The organism is Alicyclobacillus tolerans (assembly GCF_900142255.1).
Taxonomy (GTDB): domain Bacteria; phylum Bacillota; class Bacilli; order Alicyclobacillales; family Alicyclobacillaceae; genus Alicyclobacillus_I; species Alicyclobacillus_I tolerans.
The window spans coordinates 126,894-153,353 of record NZ_FRAF01000001.1; the positions used below are offsets into that span (position 1 = coordinate 126,894).

A 26,460-nucleotide genomic window follows, 5' to 3' on the forward strand; every position below is an offset into this window, starting at 1 on the left:
CTTTGCCTTTTCGGGAATTTGCTTCATGTTTAAGATGCTTTCGCCGAAGACAGCATGACCGTTGCACAGAAATGGATCTCTACACGGGCTGCAATTGGTATGCTGTAAACTGCCCAGACATCCCCTCTGCTGACTTCAGTTTGTAAGTAGTAAGGCGATTGGGAATCTTAATCACTTCTTCTATATGGGCAGTTTTCTGCCAAGGAACCACCCAAACCTTATCTCCTTCGTTATATTGAATGGTTTCGGTAACTACATCCGTGCCATCATCATAGGCAAGTATATCGTAGCCTCCGGTTACTTCTGTAATGGTGCCGTTGATTTGCGCACTCTCATCTGCGCAAAGGAAAGCAATCACACGTGCCACATCTTCTCCCACAGGAGGTCGGGCTAAAGGATTATCTGATTCGAACACTTCTTCAATCAGCTTACTTTTATTGGCCCCACGAATATCTCCGGGACAAACCATGTTGGCAGTAATGCCATTTTGTCGTTCTTCTCGAGCAATCGATTGTGTCAGTGATGCCAAACCTGCCTTTATGGCCGCATAGGGCGCTCGATAACGCCATCCCACTGCATCTTTAGCACCGGCAAAGCCAATCGTGACGATGCGTCCAAAACCTCGACTCCGCATGCCAGGCAATACCTCACGATAAATCCACAAAAAATTACTCAAGTTGCCATCAAGCAACTTTTGCCAGCTCTCATCCGAATAATCAGAGAGGGGAATTCGTTCAAAAACAAAAGGACCAAAATTGTGAACCAAGGCATCGATCCTGTCAAACACCTGAATAGCTTTGTGTACCGCTACTACCGTCTCTGCTCGACTAAACAGATCCGTTTCTATCATCATTGCCCGCCGGCCAAGAGATTCAGCTTCTGCAACAAGTTCTTCTGCTTGTTTACGACTCTTGCCATATGTAAAAGCGACATCAAAACCAGCCCGTAACAGACAGCGAACTGTTGCATGACCTAAACCCTTGCCGCCGCTTGTCACAAATGCGACTCTGCTCAGATTACCTCATCTCCTTGCTCTTCACGTTTCCTACCTTGCGCATAGGGTGTCGCGTGAGAAGCAACCCATCAAGCGTCGTACTGCAAAATCTCCACTGATTCCATCATGACTTTTTCTTCCGGTTCACTCATTTCACCTGAACGAGATCGTCTTACAGGTGTAGCCGCTATTTTCAGCACTACATCCATGCCATGAACGACTTTGCCAAATACCGTATAATTCGGTTGGCGGTTTAAATGTTGACATTGAGAGCCGGTACAAATAAAAAATTGCGAGCCATTTGTATTTGGACCAGCATTGGCCATCGCCACTATTCCTGGGCCATAAGGTTCTACAGGCGGCAACTCGTCTCGAAAGCGATAGCCTGGACCACCAGCTCCCGTACCTGTCGGATCACCTGTTTGCACCATAAATTCACGAATGATTCTGTGAAAAATCACTCCATTATAATATCCGTCCCGCGCCAAAGCAACAAAATTATTCACAGTTAAAGGAGTTTTCGAAGCAAACAACTGAATGGTAAATTCACCTTTATTCGTTTTAACGAGAGCTTCATATCGAGAGCCATCTTGAAGTTGCATTGCTGGTGGTTGTTGATAAGATGAAGCCATTTATCCTGTCTCCTTTTGTAGATTACCTCTTTTCACCAGTACACTACCACAGGGCATGCTGATGCGCAAAGTGCCAATCCGTTGCGAAGTCTGTTTTTTGTTTGCGCCTGCTTACATAACTTCGCTAAAATAAATACAAGGTCTTTTTTCATACCTAAAATAGAGACCTATTCAAAAGAGGGTTCGAGCGCTTATTGAGCATGTTTGACCCCAAAAGTGAGGGATGTCAGCGTTGCTGTATCGCAGATTAGGAAAATCAGGTTTGCAAGTGTCAGAAATTGCGCTTGGCAGTTGGCTCACATACGGAACTGTCACCGAACGTGAAGCATCTATGGCCTGTGTGAAAGAAGCCTACGAGCAGGGGATTAACCATTTTGACTGCGCAAATGTTTACGGCTCTGTGCCACACGCCGCAGAAGTTGTACTGGGTGAGGCGTTGCGACCTTATCCAAGAGAAAGTTATGTACTCACAACCAAAGTTTATTTTCCAATTGGCAAACGCCCTAACGAAAGTGGATTGTCCCGCAAGCATATTATGGCTCAAATCGATGAAAGCTTAAAGTCTCTCGGTGTTGATTATGTCGATATTTTGTATTGCCATCGTTTCGACCCTAACACTGATTTAGAAGAAACGCTTCGTGCTCTGGACGATCTCGTTATAGCAGGTAAAGTCCGCTATGCTGGTATCAGTGAATGGCCCGTCGTGGAAATCGCAAACGCACGCCGCATCCAAAAAGAACTCGGCTTACATAAACTAGCTGCGAACCAGCCTGTCTACAACATGTTCCAGAGATACATCGAATCTGATGTCATTCCAGTTTGTGATGAAGCGGGTATTGGACAAGTTGTCTTTTCTCCACTTGCCCAAGGAGTATTGACCGGAAAATATCGAAAAGGACAGCCATTGCCTTCTGGTTCAAGAGCCACAACGGAACGAGTGAGCCATTTTGTAGAACGCTACTTAACTGAGGATAAATTGGCGAAAATTGAGTCTTTGATTCAGGTCGCCAATGATCTGGGCATGTCCTTAGCACAATTAGCGATTGCCTGGGTACTGCGCTTACCAAGCGTAAGTTCTGCTTTAATTGGTGCGTCGCGCCCTGAACAGATTGTAGAAAATGTTAAAGCCGTTGGACGCACTCTGCCAACGGACGCATTGGAGAGAATTGAAGAGATTTTATCCAACTGAATTCGGGGACGAATAGATATGTCAAAAATGGTTCCCATAGACTATGAGGAAGCTTTACAACGTATATTGGAACTTGCAGCTTCCAGCCAAAATGAGGCGGAATCTCTACCTATTGCTCAAGCTTTAGGGCGAATTACAGCAGAAGAAGTTTTCTCGCAGACCCATGTACCTCCATTCCACCGCGCTATGATGGACGGTTATGCAGTCACAGAAGCGGATCGACAAGGCAATCAACCTTTGAAAGTGATGGGGCGATTGGCGGCAGGAGACTGGCCGGCGGAGAAGTTGCAACCTGGTACTTGCTATAAAATTATGACGGGTGCACCTATACCTGAAGGAACAGCTGCTGTAGTTCGTCATGAATGGTGTGAAGTGCTTGAACAGGGAAATATGATTCGTATACTGGAGATTGCAGCTCGCGGTGAATCCATTCAAAATGCGGGGATGGACGGCAAACCTGGAGAACTGTTAATTCCGGCACGCACTCGCCTATACGCTGAGCACTTAGCCATTCTTTCAGCCTTTGGTCAAGAACGGGTAAGAGTTTTCCATAAGCCCCGTGTCAGTATTCTCACTACCGGATCTGAACTTATTTCACCTGGAACGCCGCTTCTACCAGGAAAGATTTATGGCTCTAATGGCATGTTTTTGGAAAACGCTTTGCGGGCCGACGGTGCACACATTGTAAGACACGCTCACATTCCCGACCAGCGTGAAAAATTGCAAGAGGCGATTGAAAATGCCGCCCATTCGTCAGATTGGGTTATTCTAACAGGCGGTGTTTCCAAAGGCGATTTTGACTTTGTACCAAGCATTCTAGAAAATATAGCAGGCAAATTATCGATTTCTCGTGTGCTTATGCGTCCAGGTGGACCCTTTGTAGCAGGAAAAGTGAACCAGTGTAAACTGATTGGTCTTTCTGGCAATCCATCTGCTATGTATATCCAGTACCATGTGCTTCTTCGTCCGGCCATTTTGTACAGCCAAAGCGAGCAAATCCACCTTTTTGAAACACGTGCGCGACTGGCCGAAGATATTCATTTAAAATCTGTTCCACATGTGCGTTTTTTGCGTTCTAAAGCACGCATCATAGACGGAGTATGGCATGTTTGGCCAAGTGAACAACAGTCACCAGGCTTAGTACGTGGTTTAGCTGACTGTCAAGCTATCATGAAAAGTCAAGAATCTCAGCTAAAGAAAGAAAGTTGGGTAAATATACAAATTCTTCCTCTTGCCTTTTCCTAAAATCACTCACTGAAATATAGCACACTGAATGAAAAATCCAGACCAGCAGCTAACCAAGCTGTCAGGTCTGGATTTCCATGTGATGCAAGGTTTCTCAGCCACCAAAATTTAAGCTTTGATAGACGCCAATTGCCCTGTCTCTGTCCATTCTCCCGTCCCTTTCGGCAATAGCGTTTGTAATCGAGATTGAAACGCTTGAACAAGCTTCGTTTTTTCCTTCATGTAGGCGTCACTATCTGTAAACCCTTCCTCAGGATGTAAATAGCGCGACTCAATACCGTCGAGAGCAACAGGGATATCCATCATCAAATCATCGTCTCGGCGGTATTCCACATTTGCTAACTGTCCGCTCAGGATCATATCCACTATAGCGCGTGTACTGACGAGAGGCATTCTGCCTGTGCGTGCAATGCCGCCACCAGGCCAGCCTGTGTTCAATAGATAAACAGGAACCTGGTGCTGTTGCACACGTTCCATCAGCATTTGCGCATATCGACTAGGAGAATCTGTAATAAAGGGAGCTGCAAAGCAAGCAGAGAAGGTAGGTTCCGGGGCCGTTACCCCCCGCTCCGTTCCTGCTAATTTACTTGTATATCCGAGCAAGAAATGGCGTTTCACATCTTCGGGTTGCAAACGAGCAACTGTGGGAAGCACACCCGTTGCATCAGCAGAAAGGAAAACAATAGCGCTTGGATGGCCTGCTCTCGGTTCGGGAATAGATTTTTCGATAAATTCTAGTGGATAGGCTGCGCGCGTATTTTCCGTCTTTGAATCATCATGATAGAGCGGATGGCGATATTCGTCGTAAACCACATTTTCAAGTACAGTTCCAAAACGAATGGCGCGGTAAATATCCGGCTCCTTCTCTTCTGACAATCCAATACACTTTGCATAGCAGCCATTTTCCATATTAAATACACCATCGTCTCCCCAGCCATGCTCATCATCGCCAATCAACGAGCGCTCAGGATGAGCGGAGAGTGTTGTTTTTCCAGTACCCGACAAACCAAAAAAGAGTGCTACATCTCCATGTTGACCTAACGATGCGCTACAATGCATAGGAAGTACATCACGGCTTACCAAATCATGATGCATCAGTGTAAAAATGGATTTTTTCAATTCTCCAGCATACTCTGTACCACCAATTAAAACAATTCTTTTACCTGGATGAATCACAATAAATGTGGAAGACTGAGTACCGTCTGATTCTGGATTGGCTTTCATATTGGGTACACCATAAACCGTATAGACTGGTTCCGCATCTGGTTGACCCGGCAAAAATAGATTTTGGACAAACAGATTATGCCAAGCAAATTCTGTATAGAAGCGAATGGGTACCGCATATTTAGGATGCTGATTGACAATCGCATCAAATTGATACGCACCTGTATTTTCAAGGTGAAGAATGGCTCGTTGCAAAAGACTTTCAAAAACCTCTTCAGATAACCACCGATGCATATCCGGAGGAGCACTAAAACCTGGAGAAGAGACAAAATATTTATCCTTCGGCGATCTTCCGGTAAATTGACCAGTTTCTGCGCATAGTGCACCATTCGACAAAAGTACACCTTCATTTCTGCGAATGGCCTCTTCCACCAATTGAGCGGGTTGCAATTGCTGCGTCCTCATTGAGCGCATCCACACCTTCCTGATTCATCAATGGTTCTATTTGTTTCCCAATTTAATTATGACACAATATATCGTGTCGATCCAGTATTTATATCATATTATAGGTCACATTTATCTATTTGTGACTGATTATTTTCGAAAAGGCGGCAATTCCTTCAAATCTTTATAGATATTTATGCGAAAATCCCGCACTGCATTTCCGGGGAATAACAATTCATTTTCTGAAAATGACTGTAGCCAGGGATGATGTTGAAATGGAGCGACTGGATGCGGGGCCACACGAACTGTAAATGTACGTTCCTCCCCTGAACTCACTTGTCGTACCGTTCGGACTAAAACATTAGCCGCTTTGGCAGGAATGGGTGGACCCATCAACTCTATATCAGCAATAGGAAAATATTGATGCAACCATGTCCATTCAGACATTATTTTGTCTCCTTTGATGGAAGTTCAAAATTGAAAACTCGCAGGGTATCCATTGAATTGAATGAAAAACTACCATTGCAGGATTCTCCACAATCATGTCGAAGTGCCTAGAATTAGCTGTTACGTCTTTGGTGCAGTATAATGATGCTCAGTGAATATCAAAATGAACAACCAATCCATGGATTAATTTCTTCATTTTTTTAATGCGCGAAGGAGGTGTGCGGGCATGAAAGTGCGGAAAGCAGTCATTCCTGCTGCCGGATTTGGAACTCGCATGTTGCCAGCAACGAAAGCTGTTCCAAAAGAGATGTTGCCCATCCTGAATAAACCATGCATTCAATATATTGTTGAAGAAGCTGTTTACGCAGGTATTGAAGAAATCCTGCTGATTACTGGCAGAGCGAAAAAAGCTATTGAAGACCATTTTGATCGTTCTCCTGAATTGGAATTTCATTTAGAACAAAGCCGAAAATCCAGCATGCTGACAGAGGTCAAAAAAATTTCAGACATGGTGGACATCCATTATGTGCGTCAAAAAACTCCACTCGGGCTGGGACACGCTATTCTTTGCGCCAAATCATTCATTGGGCAAGAGCCGTTTGCTGTTCTCCTCGGAGACGATATTATTCAGGCAGAAGTGCCTGTCACTGCCCAATTGATATCTAACTATACACAGGGCGACAAGGCATTGCTTGGTGTGCAACAAGTGCCAGCGAAAGATGTATCCAAATACGGAATCGTCAAACCATCTGGAGTCGTCAACCCTTCCAGTGGTACTTTCGCCGTGCAATCTGTGATCGAGAAACCAAACTCCGATAATGCCCCATCTAATTTGGCTGTACTAGGACGATATGTTTTGCCACCCAGTATTTTTGACATCCTTGAAGAGACACCGCTTGGACTGGGAGGGGAACTTCAACTCACAGACGCCATTGAAACTCTGGCGCAAAAAAATTTGGTTGAAGCTTATCCTTTTCTGGGCACTCGCCACGATATTGGAAACCTGGAAGGATGGTTGCGCGCGAATCTATCCTTCGCTATGGCTGTTCCTTCTCTTGCCGAAAGTCTGCTTTCTGATTTAAAGGACAAAATTTCTACAAATGAGATGTTGCGCACAAAACTTGCTTCTTCTTAAACCGAGGCTCACAAACATCTCGTAGGACAACGAACGGATAGGGCGGACTTTTCATGTCTGCCCTATTTTATGTGATGTCGTCCTCTGTTTTACCTAAATATCCTCTCTCAGAATAACACTTCTTAGCATCTGCTCCAGTGAAATAGGCAGTACCTCCCATGTAACAGCTGCATCCACGAAATACAGATAAGCTTGAACATCTTCACCAACTACATTTTGGGCGATCCGTCGATAAACTTCAATCTGCGGTTGATAGTCTTTCAGCAAGTGTTGTATACCCTGTTTTTGAACGCGATCGGTCTTATAATCCACCACAAACCAACCCCGTTTATCTTTTGCCAACACATCCATCACACCCTGAATAATGACAAACGGATCTACATCTGAAGTGCCTTGAGAGAAAAGAGATAATTTGCCGAAAAACGGTTGCTCTCGCAATACGATTTCAGCGTGACGCAACCGAGTTGCCAATTCACTGTTCAACCACTGTTGAATGGACGAAAGATCTACAGATAAACGTATGTCTTCTGTGATTTTACCCTCGGCCACCAGATTATTTAAAACTTCACACAACTTCTCTTCTGACAGTTTTTCAGCAAACGGTAAATGCAACATGACTTGATGGAATGCTGTACCGCGATGACGCCCACTTATAGTGCCATCCATAGCAAAAATGGGTTTGGCTAAAAGCTGCTCTGCTCTCCCACTCGAAAGTGTTTGTTCTTGCTGTCGGACCAACCTCCGCAGCTCCGTGGCGGAAATTTTGGCTGCAAAATCAAACGATTGGGGCGATTCAACCACTCGAACGGTCAAGGAATTCCTATCAGTGAACTGACTTTTCAAGCGGTGCAACCAATCACTCACTGACTCTGAATCCTTCAGTCGCAACGACGGGTTGGAATTTTTTCCTTTTTCTTCAATCTGATGGACAAACATGGATTCCAGAGAGGACTGTGGAATCACCTTAACTCTAAAATTCTCCCACTGCATGCTCTTAGCTTCTCCTGATTGTTCCAATTGACTCTCGACAAGATTTCGCAAGGGAGCAGTTCGACAAAAGGCTAAAAGAAACCATTCCCCCATATTTGCTGCGTGGCGAAAAGCGGCGGAGAAACTGCTAGATTCAGATTGCAGCAACAACTCTGCTATACGATTCTCACTTTTAGGTAAATAACCAGAAATACGCAAATGCTCTTTTGCCCTTGTCATAGCAACGTATAAAATACGCGCTTCTTCAGCCATCATCTCGGCCTCTTCTCGATGCTCCATAGCCAAATGGACGGCTGTTTTCCAGCGTTGCATCGATAATATATCGCGCATCTGCGGACCAATCCCATAGTGTCGGTGCAAAAACAGCGATCGTTTTAAATCTTTACGGTTAAAACCAGAGCCTAGCCCAGCAATCCAAACAATTGGAAACTCTAGTCCTTTACTTTTGTGGATAGAGAGAATGCGTACCGCATTGTTTTCTCCTTCACCTATCTGTGTCACCGATGGAGAAGCCATGCCTTGCAGACGCTCCTCTACAGCCAAAAAATCACTAAGATGATCGGCATGCCCCTCAACAAATTTATCAGCACGTTTCAGAAAAGCCTCCACTTGCTGAGCACGAAAAGTACCATCAGGCATTCCAAGGACATATTCGAGATAGTTGGTCTCGGCAACAATTTGACGAAGTACGTTAGAAAAGGGACGTTCCTTTAAAGCATGACGCCATGATTGTAATTGACTCAGAAAACGCCTGAGGTCACTTCGTGTCTGCTCGCTGATTAGACTACCGTCAGGCAATTCCTGCGCCGAAGCTGCCAGACGAACTGCTTCTGTCAGATGGCGAAATGGTAACGTCCTGATTTCCGCTAATTGTTGATCCTGTAAACGTACAAACGGCGATTTCAAGAGTACAGCGAGATCAAACTCGCGGCGAGCATTGACCAGAACTGCCATTAAAGCATGTAACCAGACAATCTCAAGTCCAGTTTTTTGACTTTCTTGTTCGTCACTTTGTGCAGCAATGCCATATTTGAATAACGCATCGACCAGCGCGCCCGTTCGTCCCTTTGGTGAACGCAGTAAAATGGCAACATCTGAAGCAAGCGCTGTTCGCAACTGCTGCTGTTCGCCATCCCAAACTTTATAAGGCATTTGTCCAGGGATTTTGCCAATCATGGCAGCAATTTGCCAAGCCACATAATGAGCTTCCTTCTCAAAGTTCAAAAGATCTTGCCAATCTGCAGAACCCTCTTCATCATCTTGGTCTGCCTCTCGATCTTCTGGCTGATGAGTATTTTCAATCAAATGTATTTCTACACTACCTTGACCATCCGGATATTGACCTGCCGCTCGCATCTCGGCCTGTTCGTCATAAACAAAACCTACGGTATCTTCTTGAAACAAATGACGAAACAACCAGTTCACAAATTCTACAACTTCCACTCGACTGCGAAAATTTTCTTGCAAATAAACCACTGACGACGGTCGATCACGACGCATTTCAGTGAAAGCTTCCAGAAATAAACTCGGTTCTGCCATACGAAATCGATATATGCTCTGTTTAATATCTCCAACCATAAAAAGGTTGCCATCAGGCCGACGAATCGCTTGGAGAATCTGATTTTGTATAGGACTCGTGTCTTGATATTCGTCAATAAACACGGCAATAAACTGTTCCTGGAGAAGATGGCGCTCAGCGGTATCCGATCTGCTTAAAACCTGATACGCTAATTGTTCTAAATCATGAAAATCCAATACATTCAAGATCAACTTTTCTTTCCAAAGCCGTTCAGCATACAACTTTGTCAAATCGATCAACTGGTCGACGGCTGGTTTTAAAATCATCAGATCACTATGAAGTGCGATGCTGCCTCGCTTCAACAATTCCAGACGATTTTTCAATAAGCTCATAGCTTCATTGCGCAACAGTTTTATCTCTTCAATATAAGGCGCACTTCCTCTGACAGCCGGTCTTCCAGTACGGTTGAGCATTTCCTCGATAGACGCAGAAACGTCCTCTATCTTCCTGTCAGCAAGCGCCTTCGACAAGGAGGGCCAAAGCAGGAGCATTTGCTCAAGAGAATCATGATAACGCTGCAAAGATTCATCCATAGACGCCAAATCGCATGCTTTGCGTAAATAAATACCAGCTTCTTCCACACCATCAGCTACCCATTGAAAAAAATCTTTAAACCAAGGTTCATCTACCAATTGTTCACCTGCAGCGAATTGTTCTTGAATTCGCGTCAACCAAGCGATAGGTTCAGGTTGACTGACCGCCAAACGATACAAATCCATTAAGACTTCAGCAAGCTTTTCCGCTTGAAGACCTAGAGACTCTATGAGGAGTTGCACCGCCGGATTCTGCAACTGGTCTTCCACCACAACATTCGCCGTCTGATGCCACACATAACGTTGCTCAGCTTCGTCCATCAAACGTACATCAGGGCTAATACCAAGTAATAAAAAATTTTTCTTGACGACTTCGTTACAAAAAGCATGAAGAGTGGAGATTTGCGCATACGGTAACTGCCGCAAGGCGAGCAAGATTTTGCGGCGTTCACTTGTTGTCAATGGTCCTTGCAGACAATCCTGCAGACGTTTGCCAATTCGTGCCTTCATCTGTTCCGCTGCTGCTTCTGTAAAAGTCACGAGCAGCATTCTCTCCATACTCATCTCCGGTTCGTTCAGTAACATATAAAGCACTCGCTCCACTAGCGCCGAAGTTTTGCCCGATCCGGCTCCCGCAAAAACCAGGGTATCGCCTTCTTTAGCTGTGATGGCTTGCAGTTGACTGGTGGTAAAAGACGGCAGTAACCAGGAATTCAATCCGCTTCACTCTCTTTCCCAAGGACCTGTTGATTTTCGTCTAGGAAAAATGAAGATTTCGTCACTTGACTTAAACGTCGCACTACATTTCCGTGATGATGAGGTTCAAAATGACAAAGCGGCTGGAAATTGCAATAGCGACATGCCATTTGACCACCAGGAAGACGATAAGGCGTCACAGCCACACTCCCTTGCCGCACTTCACGAGAAAAAGCGCTGACCTTCTCAATGGCATGCTCTTTCATCCAATCCCACATATTTTCCAAAAAGATCGGTGCACGTTGATCAAATTCTTCTTTTTTAGTCATAACTTTTGTAAACAGCGGGGTAGCAGCACCTTGCATCAAACGTCGGTCAAGAGCTTCTACTACTTTTTTATCACCTTTAATCCAACCAGAACTGCGCAAAGATTGAATCATAGACTGCCGTGCTTTTGCCGTATCTTCTGGAACCCACAATAATTTACTCTCAACATGAAGTGGCTGATAATGTAAGGCTGCCAAGCTAAGTGGTTCACTCCACCAGTCCTGACTAGCTTTTTCCAAGACCAGACCATAAAGTGGCAACTGTAATTGCAAACCATGAAAAAATAAATTAAAATCCATTTTTTTCTTTCCGGTTTTAAAATCGATAACCCGAAACAGTTGACGTGCTGGATCTACTTCAACGCGATCGACCCGACCACGAATTTTCGTCAATCTACCTTGCTCATCGACAATTTGTAAAGGAGAAATGATGCTGCCAGCTTCGTTCGGCATACCAAACGAAGCTTCACTCAACACCGGTCTAAAAGAACTGTACTTTGAAGCCTCAGACTGCAATTCAGCAACAAGTTCTAAAACCTTTCGAATATGCGGCAAGTTTGCCTGCTTCAACGGCTCACTTTCCCATACCGAATAAAGAGCGGTATGCAACACTTGTTGTAATGTCTCTTCCATAAAAAACAAGGATTGTTCACGGGTCAGTGATTGCCACAACTCCGGACTCTTTGTGAATTTTTGAGTATATACAGAAAGCACTTCATGCAACAGATTGCCCCGCTCGCGCGCATCCCGTGATAGAGAAAGGCGAGGTTCTGGAAGTCGCAAAATAAAACGAGAAAAGTGTTGATAGGGACAAGCATAATAGCTTTCAATCGCGTGAGCGTTAGTCTCCAAAACACTGCCGCAAAGTTTTTCCATAAGTTCCTCAGGTAAGTTTTTGGATGCCAGTTGAAATCGAAAGCCCTGCCATTTCTCGGTTTCTCCATCGGGAGATTGCTGAATATACCATTCCAGAAGCGACGGCAAACTGCCTATAGACTCTCCGTGCGACGCAGCACTCAATTCACGAAACAATCTTTCTTGAGCGGCATTAGGTGTCAACCAGATGGTTTGAACAACATCCGCATGTTCTTTTTCAGCTTTTGTCACGCCGATTTGTAGATGACAATAAGCTTTACAGAATGCTGGATGAAGATAATTGGATAGGCTCGTCTCACTTCCATCCTCTGTAAAACGAGACCATGTAAAAGTGGTTTTGCAACTCGCACGGGTCATCAATTGATAAGCTTCTTCCTGACTTGCCATTCTTTGTTCTTTACTTGTCCAGCCAAGCGAATGATGGAAGAGTTGATAAAAGAGCAAACGATCTTCATCTTGCAATAATTTTTGCTTATCTCGCTGTGCAGGTAGATTTTTTTGATGGCATCCAAGTACAAATACATAGGGTTTGCGCCAAGAACGTGCCCGCTCATATGTTGTGACCAATACACGGTTCAGCCCAGCAGGGATGCCAGCCAAAGGCTCTTCTTGCAAATGAGTCAAGAGAATCGTTTGCAAGCTTGAATTGGAAATTGGATGTTCCGTCGATAGAACGTGAAGATTATCCAATAAGGATATCAGCTTGTCCCATGCTTGTTCGTGCTGGCTAGCAACTTGTAATTCTTCCGTACTTTTCGGTTCCGTAATCCATTGCGCCATCACAGATCCTGCACCAGAAGTATTCAGAAAATCCCAAATGGCAAGCGCAGCTTGATGTGGCGTGAGTTCAGCCTGACGAAATACGGCAAGCGGCGTCAGCCTCTCAACCACTCTACGGCGCAACTCGTCCATTCGTGCATCTTCTTGAGCCGCAAAATCTTCTCTATTCACACTTTCTCGAAAGGATGCAAACCGCCAAGGTTCTGAACAAAACCAAATGTCCTGTCCAGAAACACGATAAGTTTCGATGTAACTCTTGAGCCTATCCAGCATCTCGTCACTCATCCCGGAAAATTCAGCAGGTCCCCAATTCAACATGGATTCATAAGAGAAATCGTATTGAAAGCATTGCAAAGATGAAATGAGATAGCGTACGAGAGGATGGGAAGAAAGTTTAGAAAAAACATCTAAGTTGTATGGGATCTGGAACAAAGAAAAAATTCTTTCAAGTTGCGCTTGATATTCATCCATTCTTGGTAAAACTACGGCAATGTCAGAAAAATTTGCGTCCTTCTCCACCGCAAGTTGTAAAATTCGACCTGCTACAGCGTACAATTCCTCTGCGACGCTGTTATAACTCATCACTTCACCCAAACGATTTTCAGCTTTATCAGAAAAAAACCGAAAACGCACCCGTTCTGCCGTAAAGGCATCCTCCATTAAAAGCAAAGAACGTAGATTTAACCATTGCCATGCTGTTTCTTCTGGCATAGAAAGCAAGGTATCCATCAGAGAGTGCAGCGGAATTTCTCCTTTGCGTACTTTGTCAAGCTCTGCTTGTACCTCTTTGGATAGGAAAAAACGTTCATCTCCTTGCAAGGTGATGACTATATCATCCGCTTTTTCCGCTAATTCCTGAAGCACTGCCAGCATGGCTGGTGTCCATTCCAGAAACCCGTCAAAATAAAATTTTCCCCCTTGTATCCACGATGCTTCCTTTATTAAGGGAATCACTTCTGAAAATTGAGTTTCCCCCAAATGATTTAGAGCCGACTGATATCCACGATAGAGAATCGTCAATTCACGCAATTTATCAAGCAACAATTGACCTCGTTGACGCATACCTCGATGACTTACAGATGCCAGTTCAGTCGCTGCCGACTCTAACCAGCCATCCATTCGATGCAATGGAGCGCCGTATGCTGTCAACTCTTCAAAAACTGCAAGTATGGCATCAAGATAGGAAATAGAAGGTTGCACACGACGGAGCAGATGAAGCGAAGGTGCTACCTGCTCATAAACCTGCCTCAGCAATAGCCGTCGTCCGGTTTGATTGAAACGTGGTGGTTTTTTGCCGGATCGCAAAAATAATGTCTCCACAAAACGCTCCCATGGCAATACCTGGACACGCGTTGCAGCTTTGACTGTGGACAATAACTGCTGCTCCGCCACAAAGGCCACTGCTGTTGGTGTAATCCAGTATACAGGCGGACCGAACGGAAATTGGTTCTGCTGTTCAGCCGCAACTCTTGCAAGTTCTTCTGTTTTGCCCGATCCGGCCGGGCCAATCCACAACTCAATTGTAGTCATAAGAATCCATTCCTTTATCTCCGACCATTTTTCGTCTTACTTATAAACCATGTGCAACATTTTTATCTTTAGGCAGAAATCACGTTTCTCAGCCAATATTCATATGACGGTATATCCCCCAATGCGTTTGCCAAAATGCGCTTTAATAGAACCAACGGTTGGGACGGAAAACTACAGAAAGGAGATGCTGGATATGGCAGAAAGATTGGCCGTTCCAAACATTTCGGCTCGAAAAATGATTACTGTCTCTGGACTTGGTATGCTGTTTGACGCCATGGACGTTGGCCTGCTCTCCTATGTTCTACTCTCATTGGAGAAAAATTGGCACTTGGCCCCAACGATGTCCGGATTACTCGGCAGTATGTCCTTAATTGGTATGGCAATAGGTTCTGCATTGGCTGGAGCAATGGCTGATCGATTTGGAAGAAAATCGCTTTTTATGATTACTTTGCTGATCTACAGTCTTGCTACAGGACTTTCTGCCTTGGCTATGGGAGTTGGCATCTTTCTTGTACTACGCTTTTTTGTTGGCCTTGGCCTCGGTGGCGAATTACCAGTGGCGACGACGTATGTCGTAGAGATGTCTCCTGAATCAGTACGCGCTCGTCGAGCGGTTTATTTGGAAACATTTTGGGCTGTAGGCTCATTGGTAGCTGCTCTCTTGTCTTTTTTTGTCTTACCCACACTCGGATGGCGCATTGTATTTGCACTTGGAGCACTTCCCGCACTTTACACACTTGTTTTACGCCGAGCACTTCCAGAAACCTCGAAATATCAAAAATTAGAAAAACGTCTAAACATCAGACAAACATTTCGTCTTATTTGGAGCGGACATCTAGCCAAACAGTCCATGGTCACATGGATCCTCTGGGCTGTCATGAACTTTGCCTATTATGGTATGTTTCTTTGGCTGCCATCCGTCATGGCCTTACATGGTTATTCGCTGGTCCACTCGATTGGATATGTACTTATTATGACACTTGCTCAAGTTCCCGGCTATCTCACGGCTGCTTGGCTTGTCGAAAAAATCGGGAGAAAATGGACATTATTGCCTGCTATGTTGCTCGCTGCTCTATCTGCACTCGGTTTTGGTTTTGCTCAATCAACGGCCATGTTAATTCTGTTTGGATTACTGTTATCCTTTTTTATGCTGGCCGCCTTCGCCGGTACCTATGTGTTTACTGTTGAACAGTTTCCTGTTCGCGCCCGTGCTTCTGGAATGGGTTGGGCAGCTGGTTTCGGACGACTGGGTGGGGTAGTGGCTCCCTTCTTGACAGGTTATCTGCTTGCCACCCACGTTACGTTTGAGAATATCTTTGGGTTGTTCTTCCTAGTGACGTTGTTTGGTTTTTTGATTGTACTGTTCTTTGGCCGGGAAACAAGGGGAAAAGCTCTCGACGAGTAGAAATTAAACTGATGCAGGCCGTCGCCCACTCCAACTCTACACCTTCTCCATACTATATACCAGACTCTGCGACAACGAAGAATACTTTGTAAACGCCAAAGTTCTTCACAGAGTCGCTGTTCACCCTCAAACCTAAACTTAGAAAGGATGATATCAGTATGTATGGAGCATTTGGTGGTTATACACAATGGGCAGTCGTATTTTTGATTATCTTTGTCCTCTTCTTCCTTTTGGTTCCTGGTTACACAGCTGCAGCTGCAGCAACCACTGCGCCTGGCGTTGTATATTAAGACTATCGAGTAGGAGGGGGCGCATAGCCCCCCAACCTCTCACACCACTAGATTCCGCCAATGCAGGGCGTACTGACAAAAAACCGCAGTTCTTAAGAGTCGTGGTTTCCTTATGTGCAAATCAGCAACTCAACTTACCGCCAGAATTTCCTGTCGATAGGACAATAAGGTATTGCGCATGCCTGCTAAAGTTGTCTGTTCATTAATAAAATTACGCATTTCTGCACAGCCGGGCAGACCTTTGATATACCAAGCAGCATGCTTACGCATCTCTTTGACACCCACAACTTCACCTTTTTCAGCCACTAGCAATTCTAAATGGCGCAAGGCAACTGTTATGCGTTCATCCACCCCAGGTTTTTCAATTTTTTGACCAGTTTCTAAAAAATGTGCAATTTCTCTAAATATCCACGGATTACCAAGCGCAGCTCGACCGACCATGACTCCATCGCATCCAGTTTCCATCATCATACGATAGGCGTCTTCTGGCGAAGCAATATCTCCGTTACCAATAACCGGTACATTGACAGCCTGTTTGACACTGGCAATAATAGACCAATCTGCATAACCTGTATACATCTGTTTAGCAGTGCGACCATGCAAAGTAACCGCACACGCCCCAGCCTCAACTACAGCCAGTGCAACTTCCACAGCATTGACGTGGTCATCATCCCAACCTTTGCGAAACTTTACTGTTACAGGCTTGTTTACCCGCTCCACAACCTCCTTGACAATGGATGCGGCATATTCAGGATTACGCGCTAATGCTGCGCCCGATCCGTTTTTATAAATTTTCAAAACTGGGCAACCCATATTGATATCAATGATATCTGCATTCGTTTCGCCAACCATTTCAGCCGCCTTTACCATTGACTCCTTGTCATAACCCACCAGTTGTAGAGAGACAGGATGCTCATCTGGCAATATGGTCAACATTTTTTGGCTTTTTTGATTTCCATGAACTAACGCTTTATCACTGACCATCTCCGCACAAACCATCCCTGCTCCTAGTTCCTTGGCCAATATGCGAAAAGCCGGATTGCACACACCAGCCATGGGGGCAAGAATAACAGGATTGTCCAGTTGAACATCTCTAATTTTCAGCACGGTAACGCCTCCTTTCCAACGAAGACTACCGTGTTGTAGATTAGCAAATTCATGTTTGAAGGGCAAGCTTATGTTGCCAGTATGTCAAAGCTTGCCCTCGGCCATCAGCCTCTCCATTTCTATTTTCGGTAGGACATAGCCATTCCCGCTGTAAGAAATAAATCAATGAGCCACCACACACCTACAATAAAAAGTAAAAATCTACCTATACCAACTCCTACCGTAAGTGTACCCAAAACTGAGAGTATCAACATCGTGACTCCGCTGCCAACTCTTCCACAATAAATCCGATGAATTCCTAAATATCCAAGAAAAAACCACAACACGTACGCAATTGCCACTGAACGCTGCACATGCTGAACCTCCATTCCCGAATGTTCAAGTGCGCCTTTAGCAAAGCGTATGTGTTCTTAGCCTGTCTCGATTCCCTATGAACGACTGGGAGATGGCAATATTTTATTAGACCAAGTCAAAAGACGTCGAGTTTCTGAATACATAAGGCTCTTACGGGGAGCGCCAAGAACCACAGAAATTCGCACATGGCCGTGCTGACGAACCGCAAAAGCAAGGCAGTACATCGCTTTTGAAGTAAATCCCGTTTTACCACCAATGATTTCACCAAAGGGAGCTTGTTTTACATATATTAGACGATTTCCATTTTGCACCGATTTCCCTGCTACTGTGCAATGCGTGGTTTGCATAGCATTGATAATTCTTGGATAACGGATAGCTTCCGCTAAAATCAGAGCGATATCATGTGCTGAAGAACGATGATCATCATCATGCAATCCGTTTGGAGTTACAAAAGAGGTGTTACGGCAGCCAATCAAGCGCGCCTTGAGATTCATCATGCGAGCAAAACCTTCCTGAGAACCACCAACTGTCTCAGCAATAGCATAGGCCACATCATTCGCGCTTTTCATCAAAATAGCTCGCAACGCTTCATCAGATGTCATGGTGGTGCCTGGTTTGACACCAAGCCGCACTTTGGCTTGTCGAGCCGCTTTAGGACCAAGATAAATCGGATCGTCCGGCTGTGTATGCGTGACCAAGAGAATGGCCGTCATCAACTTGGTTGTACTTGCCGGATAGTACGGATGGTCAGCCGATTTAGCATACAGAATTTGTCCGTCTGTTGCATCGTAAACAATTGCTGCACGCGCATTCACATGGGGGGGGCGCAATCGTTCTGCACGCGCTTGACGCGAGGCAGCTTGAACCAACGATGAATGAACAGCGTATTGAGAAGAAGATAAAAATCCTGATGAAAAGAGAGCAAAAATCATGAGGCTAAAGGCGGCAACAAACCGCCTTAGCCAACCAATTTTGCGATGATCTTTATAAATTCTCATACCGACACTCCCTCGCAACTGTAGACGAGAGGAGCATTTGCGAAAAACATAAAACTTATTCGGCTGTTTGCTTTTTCACCATGACTCGTCTTGCAACCTGCGGATTTAAAGAAGCGTATTGTGGAGTGGCACCTGGATGTTGACGAGTGACCAAAGTAATTCCCACGTCATAAGGACTGGCTGGCTGCTCCATAGTCACCAACGCGCCAGGAACAACGCCTGACTGATGAAAATATCGCAGCAAATTAAGATCTTCTTCAGCAAGTTCCATGATTCTTACAACAACAGCCTCTTCTCCAGGCTCCAAATCTGTAATGGGGATCCCTGCTACTTTAGATGCACCCGTACCTGGAATCAAATTTCCATGTGGACAAGTAGTCGGACGTCCAAGTAATTCAAAAAGACGTGTTTCCACCATTGGAGAGATAGAATGTTCCAAGCGCTCTGCTTCTACATGAGCATCAGCCCAATCGAGACCTAAATGATCGGTTAACCAACGTTCTAAAAGGCGATGACGGCGAACCATCGCCTCTGCCCGTCGACGACCTTCTTCCGTGAGAGAAATTGGCTTACCGTCCCCCGCTTCTACCAATCCAAGAGCGGTCAACCGTTGCATGGTCTGCGTAACAGTTGGCCTGGCTACAGACAAATAGTCAGCTACTTTGGACGGTAAAGGTTCCTCTCCTTCGCTCTCCAAAATATATACAGCCTCTAAATACGATTCTATTCCCCGTGTTCTGCTCATGAACTACCTCTCTTGCACCTTCGTCTTGGCAATCGTTTTCTCTGCGATACGCCATTCCAATTCGTCACCAGGCTGCACTGGCCCCACGCCTGCTGGTGTACCTGTAAACAGAATATCTCCCTTTGCCAGCCCAAAATACCTGGCCACGTACTCAAGCAGAGTCGGAAAATCAAAGATCATATCCTCAGCTTTTCCTTGCTGCAGGATTTGACCCTGACGCACTAATGAAAAAGAGGTATGCAACAATTCTTGCCAATCTTCCACTTGATAAAAATCTGTCAGCACAGCTGATTGTGGGAAACTTTTAGCTAACTCCCAAGGATGTCCTGCCGCTTTCAAGCGACTCTGAACATCGCGCAAAGTTAAATCAAGTCCAAGCGCAACACCACCAATAGCGGAAGGAAAATCTGCAGCCGAGTGAATATCTGAATCAATCCACAACACCCACTCCAGCTCATGATGAACACTTCCCATATCTGTAGGCAACTGCAAAAGCTCGTGGGCACTATGCAGAGCATGTGTCGATTTGGCGAAAATCATGGGTTGTTCAGGCACGTCATTGCCGAGTTCTTTTGCGTGATCGACATAATTTCTGCCTACACAGAAGATATTTTTAATCTGCCCCAGAGCATCCTCAACTTTTAACCAAGGTTGTTCCCAATGGATGACACGGTTCACGCAAATCATCTACCTTATTCAAAATTTTTTCGACCCATCATGCGTTGCGGCATATTTCTCCATACCTGGACCATGGTCGGAGCATCGGTACGTTTCCCCACCCAAAAGGGTCCAAACTCTGCGTATTTTGCACTGACTTCATCAAAACGCATCTCTTGAACAATCTTCTTAAACTCAAGCGGATCATGGGCAAATAAAGTTACACCCCACTCCCAATCGTCGAAACCCATAGAACCACTGATGATTTGCTTAATTTTATTCGCGTATTCGCGGCCAATTTGGCCATGGCTTCGCATCAAGCGGACACGTTCCTCATTGTCAAGAGTATACCAATTATCTTGTCCTTCACGTTTCTTCGACATAGGATAGAAGCAAAGGTAGGGCATGTCTGGCATGGCTGGTTTCAGCCTGCTCTGCAGATAGGGATCTGTCTCTACATCAACCCCAGGTTTGGCCAGATACCCTCCTAGTTCAACCACTGATAAGTAGGAATGAACAGGTTCAAGATAGGAGGCAATGGCGGTTTGCTGCAAATGTTCCTTTGTTTCTATCATTTCTTCAATGGTTGGGCGAAAATGCAATAGTAGTATATCTGCCTTATGCCCAGCAACACGAAACATGCCAAAACTTCCAGTCTGTGATTCATTGACACGCTCATACTCCTGGATAAGTGAATGAAACCCAGTTAATGCGTTGACTCTCTCAGCAGCAGAAGCCGCTTGCCATCTTGCAATGTCAATACTCCGAAAATCATGCAATACATACCAACCATCCAAGGTAACCGGTGCATTACTCATGTGTGAGGTCTCCTTTCTTAGTGCGCTGACTATGTTCCAGCTCACGTATCATTTCTTGAGCTACCTGAATGACTGCTTGTTGCAGGCGAAGCGCCGGGGAATCATCTTCACTATGAGTGGGTGCAGCTTCTACCATATAACTGACGCCGCATTCAAAAAGGCGTTCATGCCCCTCTCCAAAACGTCCTGCAACCACAGCACAACTTTTATTCATTTGGCTGGCTAGCTGTCCCATATAGGCAGGCACTTTGCCTTCTCTGGTAGAGGCATCTACTTGTCCTTCTCCTGTAATCACAAAATCCGCATTCATTATTCTATCAGGAATCTCCAGTTTTTCTGCCACATAATTCGCTCCTGCAACACGAGTAGCCTTGCCGAAGGCAAATAACGGTAAAGCTGCTCCACCAGCAGCACCCATGCCAGGTTCTTGCGCTAACGGCGAGATATGTAGACTATTTTCCAACAAACTAGCAAAACGTGACAATTCCATATCTCTTTTTTGAATCGCTTCAGGCGAAGTAAGACCTTTTTGTGGGCCATAGACAGTAGCTGAACCGTTGATACCTGTCAACGGATTTTGCACATCGGCCAATACTGTGAAATTCACATGGTAGACAGCCGGATGAACTCCCTGGAGCGAAATGGTTCGTACTCGTTCAAGCTCTCGTGCGTCTTTACCAGAAAGCCGATCATCAGTATCATCTAGATACTGCGCCCCGAGCGCCGCAAGCAACCCATAACCTCCATCCGTCGATGCACTTCCTCCAAGCGCGAGCACAATCTCTGTGATTCCACGCATCAAGGCATCAAGAATGACCTGGCCCAACCCATAAGTATTGGCCTGCAGGGCACGTTCTAATTTGCTTTTTTCACTTCCCTTCAGAGGAACATAACCACAGATATTGGCAAGTTCAATGTAGGCCGTGTGGTCCTGTATCAGATAATACGAGCTGTGTGGTTCTCCAAATGCATCCATTGCATGAATTCGAATGACTTGAGCATGAAGTTTTTTTTGTAAAACTTCCAGCGTTCCTTCACCGCCATCAGCCATGGGTGCAAGATCAACTTCCATTGTTTTTTGCACACGTTTCAGCGCTTTTGCCATTAGTTCAGCTGCAGTGACGGCTGATAAAGTACCTTTATAAGAGTCTGGTGCGACCAGAACGCGCATAGACTGATAGTCACCTCATTGTTTTTCCTATAGTTTACGTTCAATAGAAGGGAATTGTCCAATCATTATCCAAACCACTCAACAGAAAAAGGCGGCATAACTGCCGCCCTATCGGATATCAATGGGTATGGAGAAAGCTCAAGTTGTGTCAGGCACAATATTCGTCAAACAAAGCCACTAAGTGAGCTGCAACATGATGTGCATCGCTGCCTTCAATATTACTGCGGTGTAAAACTCCTACTAACTTTCCGTCCTTGAAGAGAAACATAGACGGTGATGATGGTGGCATTCCTTCAAAATATTCACGGGCACGTGCTGTTGCGTCTTTGTCTTGTCCAGCAAATACCGTCACCAGACGATCAGGTTTTTTATCATTCTGCAAAGCTAGGGCAACGGCTGGACGAGCAATTCCACCCGCACATCCGCAAATAGAATTGACCACCACCAACATGGTACCCTGTTTATCCTTCATAGCTTCGTCCACTTCTTGTGCGTTGCGAAGCTCTTGAAAGCCAAGCTGCGTCAATTCATCCCGCATCGGCTGCACCATCATTGCATAAAAATCCAATTCCAAACTCATAGGAATCCTCCTCGCTTTGCGGGCCCTCAAGTAGGCACACCGGATCATGACCAGAATGCTTCAGACAATTTGCCTGATAACCTCTTCCTTTATTATAGAATGCCCGCTGCAGACTGCAAATGTTTTTTTATCTCCTAAAGAACTGCAAGTAAAAAGATTGGATGGATTCACTCCAGACAAAGATGACAGTTTGACGAAACCAGATGAGGAAACGAATAAAGTCAGATACCTTAAGTTGCGGAGCATTGCTTACAAACGGTATAACGAAAAGAGGAATTCTTTAGAGGAGCTAAAATTCGATGTCTATCTCAAATTCCATTTTTCTCAAAGCCTGCGTACGTGAACCAGTTTCACGCGCACCCGTTTGGTATATGCGCCAAGCTGGCCGTTATGATGCCGACTATCGAGAAATTCGCAAACAATACTCACTAGTAGAAATTTGTCAACGTCCGCAAATTTGTGCTGATGTTACACGGATGCCTGTTGAAAAATTGGGCGTTGATGCTGCCATTTTGTTTTCTGATATCATGATCCCGATTGGTGCCATGGGATTAGATTTTGAAATCAAAGAAAATATTGGTCCTGTCATTGAAACCCCGATTCGCAGTAAGGAAGATGTCAATCGTTTACGTCTGTTTGAACCCGGCCAAGATCTTTGGTATGTATTGGAAACCATTGAACGACTTCGTCATCAATTACATGTTCCTCTGATTGGATTTACAGGTGCCCCTTTTACATTGGCAAGTTATATGATAGAAGGCGGTCCATCGCGTGAATACATTGAAACCAAGCGGCTCATGTATAGCCAACCGGATGTTTGGAAAATGCTGATGGACAAGCTTGGCGAGATGATCATCCTTTATGGTAAGGCGCAAGTCAAAGCAGGAGCGCAGGCTCTTCAGTTATTTGATTCCTGGGTCGGTTCACTGTCTCCCGATGCTTATGAAACTTATGTATACCCAACCATGAAACACATTTTTGATGAATTACGTCCGCTTGGTGTACCGTTAATTCTATTTGGTGTCACAACAGGCGAATTGCTGACTCAGTTTCAACATGCGGGTGCGTCTGTCATTGGTGTAGACTGGAGAGTTCCTATTCGTAGAGCTCGTGAGAGACTCGGAACGAAAATTGCTCTGCAGGGAAATCTTGATCCTGCTCTATTGCAGGCGCCATGGAACGTACTCGAAGCAGAAACTCGTAAACTTCTGGAAGAAGGCTTACGACACCCCGGCTATATTTTCAACTTAGGACATGGTGTGCGACCTTCAGTAGACATACAAATTTTAAAAAGACTCACAGAATTTGTTCACACTTATAGTGAGGAATGGCTTGCTCAACAATTGACATCTTCTGCTCAATAGAAAAAATAGTAGAGGAGTTGGCACGAATGGCTAAAAATGAAGTGTTAGGCTTGTTGGTAATGGCCTATGGAACACCGCGATCGGCAGAAGAGATTTTACCCTATTATACGCACATTCGCCGCGGTCGACCACCCAGTCAAGAACAGTTAGATGATTTGACAAGACGTTACCAAGCCATAGGCGGCGTTTCACCGCTAGCAGCCATAACAGAACGCCAAGCGTATGGCTTAGCGGAGATACTCAATGTTGATGGTGGGCGAAAGGTCCGACCTTATATTGGCCTGAAACACACGTCTCCCTTTATTGAAGATGCCGTGAAAGCTATGAACCATGATGGTATTGAAGAAGCCGTGGGAATAGTCCTAGCTCCTCACTATTCAACAATGAGCATCGGCTCATACCAAAAAACAGCCCTGACAGCCTCCGCGTCGCTGGGTGGCCCAAAATTATGGCTTATTGATTCATGGCATATGCACCCACTTTTTTTGCAAGTTTTAGCCAACCGGGTTGCCGAAGGGTTGCAAAAATTTTCTTCCAACGCAGAAGTAACCACTATTTTTTCCGCTCATTCGTTACCTGAAAAAATCCTTCAAATCGGAGACCCATATCCAGATCAACTGAAAGAATCAGGTGAAGCAGTAGCACGTATGTTACAACTCAAACATTATACGTTTGCCTGGCAAAGTGCCGGTCAAACTGGCGAACCATGGCTTGGACCGGATATTCTGGACAAGTTGCGCGAACTTGCCAAAGCAGGTTGTCGTAATGTTCTCTCCTGCTCACAAGGTTTTGTCGCCGATCATTTAGAAGTACTTTACGACATTGACATTGAAGCCAAACAACTCGCTGCGCAACTCGGTATTCGACTGGAACGCACTCATCAAATGAACGATGATAGAGAATTTTTAAAAGCTCTGGCAGCAGTCGTGCGCGAACGCGAAAATAAAGGAGATGAAACAGCCTGATGCGCCGCAAAATTGCAATTGTTGGCGGTGGAATCACCGGCCTGACGGCCGCTTACCAACTGCTCAAGCTGGCGGACGCGGCGAAAGAGGAAATAGATTGTCATATTTTTGAGGCTTCTTCACGACTAGGAGGCAAAATTCTCACCTATCGTGAACAAAATCTTGTTCTCGAAGCCGGTCCTGATTCCATGTTGGCCCGGAAACCAGCGGGTGTTCAGCTCATTCGTGACTTAGGGCTAGAATCCGAGATTATTGAACAAAATCCAAACGCTCGCCAAACCTATATTGTCAAAAACGGACAATTGGTACATATGCCAGGCGGCACACAAATGGGCATACCTATTCATTTCACACCTTTCCTTGAAACCCCTCTGCTGTCTGCCGCCGGGAAAACACGTGTTTTTTCCGATCTCGTTTTACCTAAACGCGAGGACCCATCAGACGAATCACTAGGTCACTTTCTTCGACGCAGGTTTGGCGATGAATTGACAGACTCGCTTTGCGAGCCTCTTTTAGCAGGTATTTATGCAGGAAGAGTTGACGATTTGAGTTTACAAGCTACTTTTCCCCAGTTTGCAGATCTAGAAAAAAAATATCGAAGTGTTATTTTAGGATTACGTAAAACTGCTCACCCTACCACTGCTTCGACAAGTGGAAGAAGTGCCTTTATCACGTTACGCGGCGGCTTACAATCCTTAATTGACAGGCTCTCCGAGGTACTTTCCGACAGCGCTCAATTTCATCTCCGTACTCCGATTCTTGAAATTCAGCGTCTAGAAACAGGTGGCTATGAACTGTCCACTGCTTATGAACATTTTTCATTTGATTGCGTTTTATGGACAACGGATACTCAAAATCTTCTCAAAGCGGCAAACAAACTACTTCCAGTCGGCAGCAACCAATGGCTAAATGTCCCTGCTGTTTCCACAGCTACCATCTTACTTGGCTACACACCCGATCAACTTAATCATTCTTTAGATGGTTCTGGTTTTGTTGTTCCACGTTTAGAAAATAGAGCGATTACGGCTGCCACTTGGACATCTAGCAAATGGCCTCATACTACTCAAGGACGTTTTTCATTGATTCGCTGTTATGTGGGAAGAAGCGGTCAACAGGAAATTCTAGAACTAGATGACAAACAAATCTTACAAAAAGTGCGCAGAGATTTAGAGGATTTAATGGGGATTCAGGCGTCACCATACTTTACACATATAACTCGTTGGCAAGAAGCGATGCCACAATATCTGGTCGGGCATCGCGAGAGAATTCGCACATTTAAGCAACACATGGCAACTCATACACCAGGATTTCTGGTAGCTGGTGCTTCTTACGATGGCGGTGTAGGTATTCCAGATTGTGTTTTACAAGGACAAAAAACCGCAACTGATGCTTGGATGTACATGCATACTGAAATCTTTCGATAAACTCACCTTGCTCCTTTCTGTT

The 26,460-nt window shown here is 45.1% G+C and carries 22 protein-coding genes; 8 read left to right on the forward strand and 14 right to left on the reverse strand.

Translation table 11 applies throughout. From position 1 onward, the window contains the following. Positions 1 to 79 precede the first annotated feature (79 nt). On the reverse strand, positions 80 to 997 hold the full coding sequence (locus BUA75_RS00685) for an SDR family oxidoreductase (protein WP_072872644.1): 918 nt from the start codon (positions 995 to 997) through the stop codon (positions 80 to 82). Positions 998 to 1,083: 86 nt separating this feature from the next. Beyond that, complete coding sequence (locus tag BUA75_RS00690) at positions 1,084 to 1,626, reverse strand: peptidylprolyl isomerase (RefSeq protein ID WP_072872645.1); 543 nt, start codon at positions 1,624 to 1,626, stop codon at positions 1,084 to 1,086. Positions 1,627 to 1,858: 232 nt separating this feature from the next. Here BUA75_RS00690 and BUA75_RS00695 point away from each other — a divergent pair, with 232 nt between their 5' ends. Further along, positions 1,859 to 2,815 carry an aldo/keto reductase family protein gene (locus BUA75_RS00695; protein WP_072872646.1) on the forward strand — a complete coding sequence of 319 codons (957 nt, stop codon included), beginning with the start codon at positions 1,859 to 1,861 and terminating at the stop codon, positions 2,813 to 2,815. Between the two features lie 18 nt (positions 2,816 to 2,833). Continuing rightward, positions 2,834 to 4,060 carry a molybdopterin molybdotransferase MoeA gene (locus BUA75_RS00700; RefSeq protein ID WP_072872647.1) on the forward strand — a complete coding sequence of 409 codons (1,227 nt, stop codon included), beginning with the start codon at positions 2,834 to 2,836 and terminating at the stop codon, positions 4,058 to 4,060. Positions 4,061 to 4,168: 108 nt separating this feature from the next. Here the strand turns inward: BUA75_RS00700 and BUA75_RS00705 are convergent, their stop codons facing one another. Together BUA75_RS00705 and BUA75_RS00710 are read right to left on the reverse strand one after the other, a co-directional pair. Beyond that, the gene (locus BUA75_RS00705; RefSeq protein ID WP_165611913.1) at positions 4,169 to 5,689 is read right to left on the reverse strand and encodes a phosphoenolpyruvate carboxykinase (ATP); all 1,521 of its coding nucleotides are present in this window, start codon (positions 5,687 to 5,689) and stop codon (positions 4,169 to 4,171) included. A gap of 129 nt (positions 5,690 to 5,818) precedes the next feature. Next, positions 5,819 to 6,115: a hypothetical protein gene (locus BUA75_RS00710; RefSeq protein ID WP_072872649.1), complete on the reverse strand. Its 297-nt coding sequence runs from the start codon at positions 6,113 to 6,115 to the stop codon at positions 5,819 to 5,821. Positions 6,116 to 6,341: 226 nt separating this feature from the next. Between BUA75_RS00710 and galU the strand changes: the two genes are divergently transcribed. Further along, positions 6,342 to 7,250, forward strand: coding sequence for a UTP--glucose-1-phosphate uridylyltransferase GalU (gene galU, locus BUA75_RS00715; RefSeq protein WP_072872650.1), 909 nt, complete (start codon positions 6,342 to 6,344; stop codon positions 7,248 to 7,250). A gap of 93 nt (positions 7,251 to 7,343) precedes the next feature. On the opposite strand, the gene BUA75_RS00720 is transcribed toward galU, so the two are convergent. After that, positions 7,344 to 11,069 (reverse strand): UvrD-helicase domain-containing protein, encoded by a 3,726-nt coding sequence (locus BUA75_RS00720; protein WP_072872651.1) that lies wholly within the window; start codon positions 11,067 to 11,069, stop codon positions 7,344 to 7,346. Continuing rightward, the gene (locus BUA75_RS00725; RefSeq protein ID WP_072872652.1) at positions 11,066 to 14,560 is read right to left on the reverse strand and encodes a PD-(D/E)XK nuclease family protein; all 3,495 of its coding nucleotides are present in this window, start codon (positions 14,558 to 14,560) and stop codon (positions 11,066 to 11,068) included. Before BUA75_RS00725 ends, BUA75_RS00720 begins: the two co-directional genes overlap by 4 nt. A 193-nt stretch (positions 14,561 to 14,753) precedes the next feature. On the opposite strand from BUA75_RS00725, the gene BUA75_RS00730 reads away from it, so the two are divergent. Together BUA75_RS00730 and BUA75_RS16340 are read left to right on the forward strand one after the other, a co-directional pair. Then, the gene (locus BUA75_RS00730; protein WP_238413667.1) at positions 14,754 to 15,965 is read left to right on the forward strand and encodes an MFS transporter; all 1,212 of its coding nucleotides are present in this window, start codon (positions 14,754 to 14,756) and stop codon (positions 15,963 to 15,965) included. Between the two features lie 158 nt (positions 15,966 to 16,123). Further along, the gene (locus tag BUA75_RS16340; protein ID WP_255567416.1) at positions 16,124 to 16,255 is read left to right on the forward strand and encodes a hypothetical protein; all 132 of its coding nucleotides are present in this window, start codon (positions 16,124 to 16,126) and stop codon (positions 16,253 to 16,255) included. Positions 16,256 to 16,384: 129 nt separating this feature from the next. Here BUA75_RS16340 and dusB read toward each other — a convergent pair whose 3' ends face one another. From dusB to BUA75_RS00770, 8 genes are all read right to left on the reverse strand, one after another. After that, entirely contained in the window at positions 16,385 to 17,362 is a 978-nt protein-coding gene (gene dusB, locus BUA75_RS00735) for a tRNA dihydrouridine synthase DusB (protein ID WP_072872653.1), read from the reverse strand. Positions 17,363 to 17,481: 119 nt separating this feature from the next. Further along, entirely contained in the window at positions 17,482 to 17,715 is a 234-nt protein-coding gene (locus BUA75_RS00740) for a TM2 domain-containing protein (protein ID WP_072872654.1), read from the reverse strand. 75 nt (positions 17,716 to 17,790) lie between these two features. Then, positions 17,791 to 18,714 (reverse strand): D-alanyl-D-alanine carboxypeptidase family protein, encoded by a 924-nt coding sequence (locus BUA75_RS00745; RefSeq protein WP_242650213.1) that lies wholly within the window; start codon positions 18,712 to 18,714, stop codon positions 17,791 to 17,793. Between the two features lie 55 nt (positions 18,715 to 18,769). Then, positions 18,770 to 19,459, reverse strand: a complete 690-nt coding sequence (locus BUA75_RS00750) for a metal-dependent transcriptional regulator (protein ID WP_072872655.1) — start codon at positions 19,457 to 19,459, stop codon at positions 18,770 to 18,772. A gap of 3 nt (positions 19,460 to 19,462) precedes the next feature. Beyond that, positions 19,463 to 20,137 (reverse strand): fumarylacetoacetate hydrolase family protein, encoded by a 675-nt coding sequence (locus BUA75_RS00755; protein ID WP_242650214.1) that lies wholly within the window; start codon positions 20,135 to 20,137, stop codon positions 19,463 to 19,465. Positions 20,138 to 20,151: 14 nt separating this feature from the next. Further along, on the reverse strand, positions 20,152 to 20,934 hold the full coding sequence (gene hemQ / locus BUA75_RS00760) for a hydrogen peroxide-dependent heme synthase (protein WP_072872656.1): 783 nt from the start codon (positions 20,932 to 20,934) through the stop codon (positions 20,152 to 20,154). Next, positions 20,927 to 22,105 carry a glycerate kinase gene (locus tag BUA75_RS00765; RefSeq protein ID WP_072872657.1) on the reverse strand — a complete coding sequence of 393 codons (1,179 nt, stop codon included), beginning with the start codon at positions 22,103 to 22,105 and terminating at the stop codon, positions 20,927 to 20,929. The genes hemQ and BUA75_RS00765 overlap by 8 nt, the downstream gene beginning before the upstream one ends. A gap of 148 nt (positions 22,106 to 22,253) precedes the next feature. After that, a complete protein-coding gene (locus tag BUA75_RS00770) occupies positions 22,254 to 22,685 on the reverse strand; it encodes a BrxA/BrxB family bacilliredoxin (protein ID WP_072872658.1) in 432 nt (143 codons plus the stop codon). 299 nt (positions 22,686 to 22,984) lie between these two features. Here BUA75_RS00770 and hemE point away from each other — a divergent pair, with 299 nt between their 5' ends. Genes hemE through hemG form a run of 3 tightly spaced genes read left to right on the forward strand, consistent with a single transcriptional unit; the run spans position 22,985 to position 26,438 of the window. Continuing rightward, the gene (gene hemE / locus BUA75_RS00775) at positions 22,985 to 24,049 is read left to right on the forward strand and encodes a uroporphyrinogen decarboxylase (RefSeq protein WP_072872659.1); all 1,065 of its coding nucleotides are present in this window, start codon (positions 22,985 to 22,987) and stop codon (positions 24,047 to 24,049) included. Between the two features lie 26 nt (positions 24,050 to 24,075). Next, positions 24,076 to 25,014, forward strand: coding sequence for a ferrochelatase (gene hemH, locus BUA75_RS00780; protein ID WP_072872660.1), 939 nt, complete (start codon positions 24,076 to 24,078; stop codon positions 25,012 to 25,014). After that, a complete protein-coding gene (hemG, locus tag BUA75_RS00785; protein WP_072872661.1) occupies positions 25,014 to 26,438 on the forward strand; it encodes a protoporphyrinogen oxidase in 1,425 nt (474 codons plus the stop codon). Before hemH ends, hemG begins: the two co-directional genes overlap by 1 nt. The last annotated feature ends 22 nt before the right edge of the window (positions 26,439 to 26,460 follow it).

What these genes read in the sequence shown, in the direction of transcription:
- BUA75_RS00750 (WP_072872655.1), bottom strand. Translation starts at nt 19,459, where the DNA reads ATGAGCAGAACACGGGGAATAGAATCGTATTTAGAGGCTGTATATATT.
- BUA75_RS00705 (WP_165611913.1), bottom strand. Translation starts at nt 5,689, where the DNA reads ATGAGGACGCAGCAATTGCAACCCGCTCAATTGGTGGAAGAGGCCATT.
- BUA75_RS00725 (WP_072872652.1), bottom strand. Translation starts at nt 14,560, where the DNA reads ATGACTACAATTGAGTTGTGGATTGGCCCGGCCGGATCGGGCAAAACA.
- galU (WP_072872650.1), top strand. Translation starts at nt 6,342, where the DNA reads ATGAAAGTGCGGAAAGCAGTCATTCCTGCTGCCGGATTTGGAACTCGC.
- hemE (WP_072872659.1), top strand. Translation starts at nt 22,985, where the DNA reads ATGTCTATCTCAAATTCCATTTTTCTCAAAGCCTGCGTACGTGAACCA.
- BUA75_RS00745 (WP_242650213.1), bottom strand. Translation starts at nt 18,714, where the DNA reads ATGAGAATTTATAAAGATCATCGCAAAATTGGTTGGCTAAGGCGGTTT.
- hemH (WP_072872660.1), top strand. Translation starts at nt 24,076, where the DNA reads ATGGCTAAAAATGAAGTGTTAGGCTTGTTGGTAATGGCCTATGGAACA.
- hemG (WP_072872661.1), top strand. Translation starts at nt 25,014, where the DNA reads ATGCGCCGCAAAATTGCAATTGTTGGCGGTGGAATCACCGGCCTGACG.
- BUA75_RS00700 (WP_072872647.1), top strand. Translation starts at nt 2,834, where the DNA reads ATGTCAAAAATGGTTCCCATAGACTATGAGGAAGCTTTACAACGTATA.
- BUA75_RS00770 (WP_072872658.1), bottom strand. Translation starts at nt 22,685, where the DNA reads ATGAGTTTGGAATTGGATTTTTATGCAATGATGGTGCAGCCGATGCGG.
- BUA75_RS16340 (WP_255567416.1), top strand. Translation starts at nt 16,124, where the DNA reads ATGTATGGAGCATTTGGTGGTTATACACAATGGGCAGTCGTATTTTTG.
- BUA75_RS00730 (WP_238413667.1), top strand. Translation starts at nt 14,754, where the DNA reads ATGGCAGAAAGATTGGCCGTTCCAAACATTTCGGCTCGAAAAATGATT.
- hemQ (WP_072872656.1), bottom strand. Translation starts at nt 20,934, where the DNA reads ATGAGTAATGCACCGGTTACCTTGGATGGTTGGTATGTATTGCATGAT.
- BUA75_RS00710 (WP_072872649.1), bottom strand. Translation starts at nt 6,115, where the DNA reads ATGTCTGAATGGACATGGTTGCATCAATATTTTCCTATTGCTGATATA.
- BUA75_RS00690 (WP_072872645.1), bottom strand. Translation starts at nt 1,626, where the DNA reads ATGGCTTCATCTTATCAACAACCACCAGCAATGCAACTTCAAGATGGC.
- BUA75_RS00765 (WP_072872657.1), bottom strand. Translation starts at nt 22,105, where the DNA reads ATGCGCGTTCTGGTCGCACCAGACTCTTATAAAGGTACTTTATCAGCC.